Origin of the sequence: Methylibium sp., from assembly GCF_013817365.1 — a bacterium.
In the GTDB taxonomy this organism is placed as follows: domain Bacteria; phylum Pseudomonadota; class Gammaproteobacteria; order Burkholderiales; family Burkholderiaceae_C; genus Methylibium.
This window is the reverse complement of sequence record NZ_JACDCU010000224.1, coordinates 1-6,434: the sequence shown is the minus strand read 5'-3', so window position 1 is coordinate 6,434 and position 6,434 is coordinate 1. Positions and strand designations below refer to the sequence as shown.

The 6,434-nt window shown below is 65.2% G+C and carries 7 protein-coding genes; 3 read left to right on the top strand and 4 right to left on the bottom strand.

The window, feature by feature from the left end:
* Together H0W38_RS13750 and H0W38_RS13745 are read right to left on the bottom strand one after the other, a co-directional pair.
* Positions 1-1,655, bottom strand: a 1,655-nt coding sequence (locus H0W38_RS13750; protein WP_292454976.1) for a DNA translocase FtsK, incomplete at its 3' end; no start/stop codon positions are given.
* Between the two features lie 212 nt (positions 1,656-1,867).
* On the bottom strand, positions 1,868-2,536 hold the full coding sequence (locus H0W38_RS13745; RefSeq protein ID WP_292454975.1) for a Crp/Fnr family transcriptional regulator: 669 nt from the start codon (positions 2,534-2,536) through the stop codon (positions 1,868-1,870).
* Positions 2,537-2,744: 208 nt separating this feature from the next.
* Here H0W38_RS13745 and trxB point away from each other — a divergent pair, with 208 nt between their 5' ends.
* The 3 genes from trxB (at position 2,745) to rpmG (ending at position 4,326) form a co-directional block, all read left to right on the top strand.
* Positions 2,745-3,710: a thioredoxin-disulfide reductase gene (gene trxB, locus H0W38_RS13740; protein WP_292454972.1), complete on the top strand. Its 966-nt coding sequence runs from the start codon at positions 2,745-2,747 to the stop codon at positions 3,708-3,710.
* Positions 3,711-3,895: 185 nt separating this feature from the next.
* Positions 3,896-4,129, top strand: coding sequence for a 50S ribosomal protein L28 (rpmB, locus tag H0W38_RS13735; RefSeq protein WP_292443153.1), 234 nt, complete (start codon positions 3,896-3,898; stop codon positions 4,127-4,129).
* Between the two features lie 29 nt (positions 4,130-4,158).
* Entirely contained in the window at positions 4,159-4,326 is a 168-nt protein-coding gene (gene rpmG / locus H0W38_RS13730) for a 50S ribosomal protein L33 (protein ID WP_292443151.1), read from the top strand.
* A gap of 132 nt (positions 4,327-4,458) precedes the next feature.
* On the opposite strand, the gene H0W38_RS13725 is transcribed toward rpmG, so the two are convergent.
* Positions 4,459-5,682: an acyl-CoA desaturase gene (locus H0W38_RS13725; RefSeq protein ID WP_292454971.1), complete on the bottom strand. Its 1,224-nt coding sequence runs from the start codon at positions 5,680-5,682 to the stop codon at positions 4,459-4,461.
* A gap of 128 nt (positions 5,683-5,810) precedes the next feature.
* Positions 5,811-6,434 (bottom strand): RsmB/NOP family class I SAM-dependent RNA methyltransferase (locus tag H0W38_RS13720; protein WP_292454968.1); only part of this gene is annotated, 624 nt, incomplete at its 5' end.

Here is a 6,434-nt window from a genome sequence, read left to right as displayed (position 1 = left end):
GGCTGCTCGGGGGTGAGGCTGAAGGGGTTGGGCAGCTTGTCGCCCTTGACCGCGGCCTCGTCGATCTTCTTGTTGTAGCCGGCCAAGTTGCGCACGCCCAGCTTGCTCATCAGCTTGTAGCGCCGCTCCATTTCGCCCACGCCCCAGTTGAGCGCGTTGGCGGCCTGCTTCATGTCGGTGACCACGGGGCACAGCAGGTGCGGGATGCCCTCGTAGATGCTCATCTCGAGCATCTTCGGGTCGATGAGGATGAGCCGCACGTCGCGCGCCTCGGCCTTGTAGAGCAGGCTGAGGATCATGGCGTTGATGCCGACCGACTTGCCCGCGCCGGTGGTGCCCGCGACCAGGCAGTGCGGCATCTTGGCGAGATCGGCGACGACCGGGCCGCCGACGATGTCCTTGCCCAGGCCGATGGTCAGCATCGAACTCGCATCGTTGTAGGCCTGCGAGCCGAGGATCTCTGCGAGCCGGATCATCTGCCGCTTGGCATTGGGCAGCTCCAGCGCCATGTAGTTCTTGCCGGGGATCGTCTCGACCACGCGGATGCTCACGAGGCTCAGCGAACGCGCGAGGTCCTTGGCGAGACCGACGATCTGCGAGCCCTTCACACCGGTGGCCGGCTCGATCTCGTAGCGCGTGATCACCGGGCCGGGCGAGGCCGCCACCACGCGCACCTCGACGCCGAAGTCCTTGAGCTTCTTCTCGATCATCCGCGAAGTCATCTCCAGCGACTCGGGCGTCACCGTCTCCATGCGGCCGGGCGCGGCGTCGAGCAGATCGACCTGCGGCAGCTTGGTGTCGGCCAGCTCGGTGAAGAGGGGTTTCTGCTTTTCCTTGGCGACGCGTTCGCTCTTGGGCAGCTCGACGATTGGCGCTTCGATGACCAGCGGCGCATGGTCGCCGAGCTGCACCCGCTCGAACTCAACGACGGTCTCGCGTTCGCGCAGCGCCTGCTCGCCCAGGCGGATGTCCTCGGCGCGCTCGATGCGCAGGGTGCGCTTCTCACGCAATCCTTCCAGCGCGGCACCAAGCTGCTCCGCGACCACCGGCCACGAGAAGCGCAACGCCAGCGGCAGGCTCGCCACAAGCGCCGCGATCCAGAAAACGCCCGAGCCGGTGAAACCGATGGCTCTCACGCTGGCAGCGCCCAGTGCATAGCCGAGCGCGCCGCCGGCGTGGCCGCCTGGCAGGCCGGCCTCCCACTGGTACAGCCGCGTGTGCTCGAGCGAACAGCTCGCCGCCAGCAGCAGCACGACACCGATCCAGAGCAGCCACTCCGGCCGCGCCGCCATGGGATCGGCGCGGGTGGCTGCCCGGTCGCCACGCAGCCACAGCGCCAATGCGCCGAGCCAGGCACGCGCCCCGATCGGCAGCAGCCACCAGGCCGAATGGCCCAACAGGAAGAAGGCGAGGTCGGCAAACCAGGCGCCGAACACGCCAGCGCCGTTGTGGATGTCGGGGCGCAGGCCGGAGGTCGACCACGCGGGATCGCCCGCACTGTGGGTGAGCAACGCCAGCAACGCCAGCAACCAGACGACGCCCCCGAACACCACAGCGAACTGGAGGCGCCAACGCGTTGCAGCGGTCGGCGGCGCGGCGCTTCGGCCGGGGAGAGCGGCGCCGTCGGCGCCGAGAGAACCGAGGGGAAAACTCATGTCGGCGATTGTCGCCCGAGCGGCGCGCCGCTTGCCGCCGTGGCGGTGTCGATCTGTTGCCCGAGGCTCAGGCGGTGCAGTGGTTCACGCAGTCGCAGTCTGGCGCTCTTCGCCTCCGCGACAACCGTTGCACAGCGCAGCGGCGCAACTGCCACCGGGTTGGTGCGATGCCCGCAGCGGGCCTGCACCGCACGAGCCGGACCGTCTTCCTCTCAGCGGTGCGCCAGCCGCTCCATGATGTGGACAGCGCCGGTGTCCTGCGTCTTGATGAAGCCGCGCTCTTCCAGGTCTTTCATCACGCGGCTGACCATCTCGCGCGAGGCGCCGACCACTTTGGCGAGGTCCTGCCGCGAGACTTTGTTGCGGATGAGCTTGTAGTCGGCGCCGTCCTCGGACATGTCGAGCAACGCGCGGGCGACCCGGCCGTACACGTCGAGCAGCGCCAGCGATTCGATCTGCCGGTCGGCCGAGCGCAGCCGGGACACCAGGCCGCGCATGATCGCGTACGACAGGCTCGAATTCTCCGGCAGGCAGCGCGTGAACTCGGAGCGGCCGAGCACCAGCGCATCGCTCTGCACCTCCGCGCGCACCGTCGCGGAATGCGGCTCGTTGTCGATCAGGCTCATCTCGCCGAGGTAGTCGCCCGGCTGCAGCACCGCAAGGATGACCTCGCGGCCGCGCGCATCGGCCGTGACGACGCGGGCGCGCCCGGTCAGCAGGATGAACAGCGAGTTGGATTTCGTGCCCTGCTCGACGATGGTTTCGCCGCGCCGGTAGCGCCGCTTGACCACACCATCGGCAATCGACTGAGCCTGCTCGCCAGTGAGCAGCGAGAACAGCGGCACACGCCGGATCAGGTCGAGATTGGACAACATCGCCATCAGACATCCTCCTGGTTTGTCGTGCATCGATCGCGGCTGCCGACCGGCTTGCAACGCCTCTCGATGACCTTACCTACAATCCGCCCTGCGCCGCAGGAGCGGCAGACAAGCGTGATCTGTTACCGCCGGCCACTCTAACCGAAGGTCAGTGCTCACAACCCCGGACGCACCCTTAAATGGCCGGTGAACCACACTCGCACCCCTACCCATGAGCACGCCACAAACCCCGCACGCGAAGGTATTGATCCTCGGCTCCGGCCCCGCCGGCTACACCGCCGCGCTCTACGCCGCCCGCGCCAACCTCGAGCCGATGCTCGTGACCGGCCTCGCGCAAGGCGGGCAACTCATGACAACCACCGACGTCGACAACTGGCCGGCCGACGTGCATGGCGTGCAGGGGCCCGATCTCATGCAGCGTTTTCTCGAGCATGCGGAGCGCTTCAAGACGCGGATCGTGTTCGACCACATCAACACGGTCGATTTTTCCAAACGCCCCTTCGTACTGACCGGCGATGCCGGCAGCTACACCTGCGACGCACTCATCATCGCAACAGGCGCCTCGGCCAAGTACCTGGGCCTGCCATCGGAGCAGGCCTTCATGGGGCGCGGCGTCAGCGGCTGCGCCACATGCGACGGCTTCTTCTACCGCGACCAGGAGGTGTGCGTGATCGGCGGCGGCAACACGGCGGTCGAGGAAGCGCTGTACCTGGCCAACATCGCCAGCAAGGTCACCCTCGTCCACCGCCGGGACAAGTTCAAGGCCGAACCGATCCTGGTGGACAAGCTGATGGAAAAGGCGGCCGCCGGAAAAATCGAATTCAAACTTTTCCACGTCCTCGACGAAGTGCTCGGCGATACCAGCGGCGTCACCGGCATCCGCCTGAAAAGCACGCAGGACGGCAGCACGCACGAGTTGAAGCTGCAGGGTTGCTTCATTGCCATCGGCCACCAGCCCAATACCGAAGTCTTTCAGGGTCAGGTCGAAATGAAAGACGGCTACATCATCACGAAAAGCGGTCTGTCCGGTTTCGCCACCATGACCAGCGTGCCCGGTGTGTTCGCCGCCGGCGACGTGCAGGACCATGTGTACCGCCAGGCGATTACCAGTGCCGGCACCGGCTGCATGGCCGCGCTCGATGCGCAGCGCTTCTTGGAGCAGGACGGCACGCTCTGAACCCGCGTACCGTCGAGCACTTCCATGCGTCTATAATCGCGCTCTTTGCCGGATATCAGACCCGGCACTCCTAGCCTGCCGTCCGCGGTACGCGAGGGCGCCGGAAGGGCACACACCAGACATTTGTTCAAGTGCCTGCTCTGTGGGTCGATTCAAACCTAGCGAATTAAGAACGGAGAAGCGTCATGGCACGCGTCTGTCAAGTCACGGGCAAACGCCCGATGGTCGGGAACAATGTTTCCCACGCGAACAACAAAACGAAGCGCCGCTTCCTGCCTAACCTGCAGTACCGCCGCTTCTGGCTCGAAACCGAGAACCGCTGGGTTCGCTTGCGCATCAGCAACGCCGCGCTGCGCCTGATCGACAAGGTGGGCATCGAAAAGGTCGTTGCCGACCTGCGCACCCGCGGCGAACTCTGATCGCCTGACCCCGAAGCAAGGAGCACATCATGGCCAAAGGTGGACGCGAAAAAATCAAGCTGGAATCGACTGCCGGCACGGGTCACTTCTACACGACCGACAAGAACAAGAAGACGATGCCCGAGAAGATGGAGATCATGAAGTTCGATCCCAAGGCTCGCAAGCATGTCGCCTACAAGGAAGTGAAGCTGAAGTAATTCGGCGCCTTTTCTGCAAGAACCCGCCCGGCTTCGGCCCGGCGGGTTTTTTGTTGCGCCGCGCGGCAAGTTGCATATGCCCATGAAAAAAGCGCCCCGCAGGGCGCTTTCTCGTTGTGCGATCCGCCGTCTTCAGGCGTGCGCCGCGCGCAGTCGCAACGCAAATTCCTGCAAGGTTGCAATGCCGCTTTCCTCGGCCTTCTTGCACCATGCCTGCAGGTCCGCCACCAGCTGCTCGGCCGAGACGTTGGTGCGGGTCCACAACTGGCGCAACTCTTCGCGCATCGTCACCAGCATGTCGAGCACCGGATGCTCTGCGCGTGCGGACGCCACCTGCGACCGCACCGCTTGCGGAATGCGGTCGTCGTCGCGGTGCAGCCAGCGCTGGGCGAGCCGCAACTGGGCCTGCTTGGCCGGGTCCGGCTGGCCGCTGGCCTTGAGGCGCGCCATCTCGGTCGCACAAGCGGCCTTGAGATCGCGGCCGTAGCTGGCCATCAATTCGTAGCGGTGGTTGATGATGGCTTCCAGCGTCTGGCTGTCTGCCACCGGCTTCAGGGCGCCCAGTGCCATCTTCGGCGGCGTCTTGCGCACGGTGGCGAGGCCCAGCATTTCCAGCCCACGGATGTAGGCCCAACCGATATCGAACTCGTAAGGCTTGACCGACAGCTTGGCCGAGGTCGGGTAGGTGTGGTGGTTGTTGTGCAACTCCTCGCCACCGATGATGATGCCCCAGGGCGAGATGTTGGTCGAAGCATCGGGTGCCTCGAAGCTGCGGTAGCCCCACCAGTGAGCCAGGCCGTTGATGATGCCGGCCGCGGTGATCGGGATCCAGGCCATCTGCAACGCCCACACGCTCGCACCGATGGCGCCGAACAGGAACAGGTTGACGAGCAGCATGAGGCCCACGCCCTGCCAGCTATAGCGGGTGTAGAGGTTGCGCTCGATCCAGTCGTCGGGTGTGCCATGACCGAACTTGGCCAGCGTTTCCTCGTTCTTGGCTTCCGCGCGGTACATCTCGCTGCCGGTCAACAGCACGGCCTTGATGCCACGCGTCTGAGGGCTGTGCGGGTCGTCGTGCGTCTCGCATTTGGCGTGGTGCTTGCGGTGGATCGCGACCCACTCCTTGGTCACCATGCCGGTGGTCAGCCACAGCCAGAAACGGAAGAAGTGTGAGACCGCCGGATGCAAATCAAGCGAGCGGTGCGCCTGCGAGCGGTGCAGGAAGATCGTGACGGCGGCGATGGTGATGTGCGTGAACACCAGAGCGGCGATCAGGACCTGCCACCACGAAGCCTGCAGCCATCCATCGGCGAGGCCATCGATCAAGGCAAACCACAAGGTCGATATCGATTCCATTTGTATCCTCTTGAGCAACAGGAGATTGTAGTTGGCGAGCCGCAGAGAGACCCCGGAGAACCCCAGTCTATTGCAGTCGCATTCGCTTGGAGTGCGCGGCGGGCGCAACGTTCCCTACCGCGCTTTTCTCACTTGCGGTGCCATATAGCCGCAAAGAAGCCGTCGGTTGCGTGCCGATGAGGCCACAAACGCAAATAGTCGCGCGCGACGAGATTCAGCGCTTGCCCCAGTCCGGCTCGCTCCAACGCGGGGGCGACAGGGAGTGGCACGAACTCACGATGCTCGGTGCTGAAGCGTTGCGCGATCTCCTCGTTCTCTGCTTGCAGCAAGCTGCACGTTGCGTAGACGAGCCGGCCGCCCGACTTGAGCAGGCGCGCGGCGCTGTCCAGGATGGTCGTCTGTCCGTTTCTCAAGGCATCGATCGTCCGCGGCGACTGGCGCCACTTCAGGTCGGGATTGCGGCGCAAGGTCCCCAGCCCCGAACACGGCGCATCGACCAGCACGCGGTCGATCTTGCCGGCCAGGCGCTCGATGCGCTCGTCGCGCTCGTGGGCGATCTGCACCGCATACACATTGGACAGACCGCTACGCGCCAGCCGCGGCTTGAGCGCATCGAGCCGGTGACCCGACACGTCGAAGGCGTAGAGCCGGCCGGTGTTGCGCATCATTGCGCCGAGCGCCAGCGTCTTGCCGCCGGCGCCGGCACAGAAATCGACCACCATCTCGCCGCGCCGCGCTTCGGTCAGCAGGGC